Here is a 2,943-nt window from a genome sequence, read left to right on the forward strand (position 1 = left end):
AAAGTTTATAGATGAATTGCCCCAGCTTATCCTCTCGGACAGCCAGCCTATTTTCACTCGGACACTATAAGTAAAAAATCTCTAAGTATGAAATTATAACACAAGTGTCCGAATGATTCTGATTTTAGTCTATATTTGACATCAATTTTCTCATGGATTCTCCATCTATTTTTATCCGGTGAGATGAGTGAGTAACCCTATCTAAAATTGCATCAGCAACAGTACCATTATTTAAATAATCATACCAATCTGAGACAGGTAATTGTGATGTGATAATTGTTGAGTTTATCTCTGTTCTATCCTCAATAATTTCAAATAGATTAGTAGCGTCATCTGCTGATATTTGTGCCACTCCAAAGTCATCAAGAACTAAAAGTTGAAACCTTGAGTACTTTCTAATGAGATTAGTATAGGTGCCATCTGCTCTTGATATTTTAATCTCCTCAAGTAGTGTAGGTATCCGAATATAATAAACCCTAAACCCATCTAAAATTGCACGGTTAGCAAGAGCTTGTGCAATAAAGGATTTACCAGTACCAGTTTTACCAGTTATGATAATATTTTGGTGGTTACGAATAAAGTCCATTGTTATCAGAGATTGCATAGCCTGTCTATTAATATTTCTATTGGAGTTATAAACTATCTCTTCAACTGCTGCTTGTTTGTCCTTGATTTTTGATATCTTTAGATTACGAGATATTCTCTTATTCTGTAAAAAGATATCTTGTGCATCAAGTAGATTGTATAGCCTCTCCTCAAAGCTCAGTTGATTATAGTTTGTGTCTTCTATCTGTCTTAGATATGCCTCTTTTAGACCATCGTAGCCTAAGTCATTTATCTTATTTATAAGTGTATCTTGATTCATCTTTTTGCCTTTTATTTATAGTAATCTTTACCACGAATATTTTCATGATCATTAAGCACTGTAAGTGTCGTATCTGCATTGTTTGAGACTTGCAAATATAGTTTTTTATCTAAGATTGACTCTATAGATTTAACTCTTGTCGCATTGATAGAATTAGCATATGCAAGTGCTAAATCTAAATCAGTTTTTCCATATATCTTTGCCTTACCTAGCACTGCAATAATGTTTTGATAAACATTTGCTGGATAGTCTGAACTCTCTAATCTTTTTTGCACGAACAGCCTTGTATTCTCACCTATAGAAACTGCCCAGTTAAGAAGTCTTCCTGGATTCATCTTCTCGTTTTGGAACTGGTGGTTTTTTGGTTGATGCTCTTTGAGTGTTGATTTGGAATTAGCTCTATGTATTCTTGGATGAGTAGCTACTAATTTGCCTTTATAATATATCTCTACGAGTGCAGTTGAATATTTAATCTCTACTTTTTCTCCTAAATGTTTAAATGGTACAGAGTAGTAGCAATCTAATAGTTTGACATGATATGAAATATCTACGGTTGCAAGTTTTATCTCTTTATATATAAACCTATTTGCTGGAAGTGCTTGTAGCTGTTTTTTCTCCTCTTCAAAGAGTTCGTATCTACTTGCTCCAAGATGTTTAGATACTTTAGAATTGTATTTGTCTAGCAGAGGTGCTATTGCTTGGTTAATCTCATCAACGCTAAAAAATGTTCTATCTCTAAACACTGCTAAAATCCAGCGTTGAATACCTTGAACTGCTTGTTCAACTATTCCCTTGTCTTGCGGTTTTTTTGGTCTTGCAGGTTCTACGGCACAGTTATAGTAACGACACATCTCTGCATAGCTCTCATTTACAACGATACCATTCTTATTATTTGATATAATTGCACTCTTTAGATTGTCTGGTACATTTATCTTTGGAACACCTTCGTAGAACTCATAGGCTAATATGTGTGATTTTATGAAGTACTCTTGTTTTTGAGATGGTGTAGCATGGACAAATACACACCCACTACCTCCAAGTACAGTTACAAATATTTGGGCTTTATATATTTCGCCACTCTTTGCATCAACATAAGCTACAGTTAAACCACTATAATCTACAAACATCTGATGACCAGGTATATAAGTCTGTCTCATTGTGGGATTTACTTTTTTCTTGAATTTATAATACAACTCTTTAAACTGGCTCAATGAATATCCATTAGGATTTTCCTCTTTGTACTCTATCCATAGTAGCTCGAATGTCATACCTTTTTTAGATATATTTTTGTGAATATACTCAAAGTTTGGTAGTGGTCGTTGGATGGTGTCAGTAGTCTCTTTTTTTACTTTTTCAGGAAAGAGTAACTGATAGATTTTATCCTCATCTATCTCTAAAAAATCATCTATTGCATACTTGGTTATTTCAAACCTTTTACAATAATCTGATACGGTTGAGCTTGGTATATTTACAGCTCTACTAATTTGCCTATATGATATCTCAGTTTTAAATCTTAACTTCAATATATCCTTGATTTTTCTCATAGAAATTTTCTCCATTTCTGCTCCTTGTTTTTCAACAAAATAGCATAGTAAATTTTAGAGAATTTTCTACTTATATTTCCAGCCGATGATTTAGGCTAATTGTCCGAATGTAAATCGGCTAGCTGTCCGAATCACTTCCGGCTGAGTGTCCGAATGAAAATCGGCTAGGTGTCCGAGAGGGGTCGGCTGGAGCATTCATTATTAAAATACTATACACATCCCAGCGAGATGTGTATACCTATGGTAAATAGAGTATATTACCCTCATAATTAAGATTATTATTATAAGATAAAATCTTATCAATCGCATTATCTATAGAACTCTTAAACTCTTTTCTATCAATCGGTTTTGTGAGATAATCTACTACACCTAATTTGATTGATTTAAATAACTTTTCTTTTTCCGAATGAGCACTAAGTACAATTATTGGAATATTGCTATTGGATTCTCTAACTTTTGTAATAAATTCTAATCCATCCATTTTAGGCATTTGAATGTCGGTAATAATAATATCTGGTTTTTGTGAAGAGAAGA

General features: G+C 33.2%; 3 protein-coding genes. All 3 read right to left on the minus strand.

The window, feature by feature from the left end:
• Positions 1 to 124 precede the first annotated feature (124 nt).
• The gene (gene istB / locus GSY74_RS08410) at positions 125 to 865 is read right to left on the minus strand and encodes an IS21-like element helper ATPase IstB (protein WP_164664660.1); all 741 of its coding nucleotides are present in this window, start codon (positions 863 to 865) and stop codon (positions 125 to 127) included.
• An 11-nt stretch (positions 866 to 876) separates the two neighbouring features.
• Entirely contained in the window at positions 877 to 2,409 is a 1,533-nt protein-coding gene (gene istA / locus GSY74_RS08415; protein WP_255494586.1) for an IS21 family transposase, read from the minus strand.
• 238 nt (positions 2,410 to 2,647) lie between these two features.
• Positions 2,648 to 2,943 (minus strand): response regulator (locus GSY74_RS08420; protein WP_164664662.1); only part of this gene is annotated, 296 nt, incomplete at its 5' end.

Origin of the sequence: Sulfurovum sp. bin170 (genome assembly GCF_010892395.1) — a bacterium.
Taxonomy (GTDB): domain Bacteria; phylum Campylobacterota; class Campylobacteria; order Campylobacterales; family Sulfurovaceae; genus UBA1140.

Excerpts from the sequence above, each read along its gene's own strand:
- istA (WP_255494586.1), bottom strand. The coding sequence starts at position 2,409 with ATGAGAAAAATCAAGGATATATTGAAGTTAAGATTTAAAACTGAGATA.
- istB (WP_164664660.1), bottom strand. The coding sequence starts at position 865 with ATGAATCAAGATACACTTATAAATAAGATAAATGACTTAGGCTACGAT.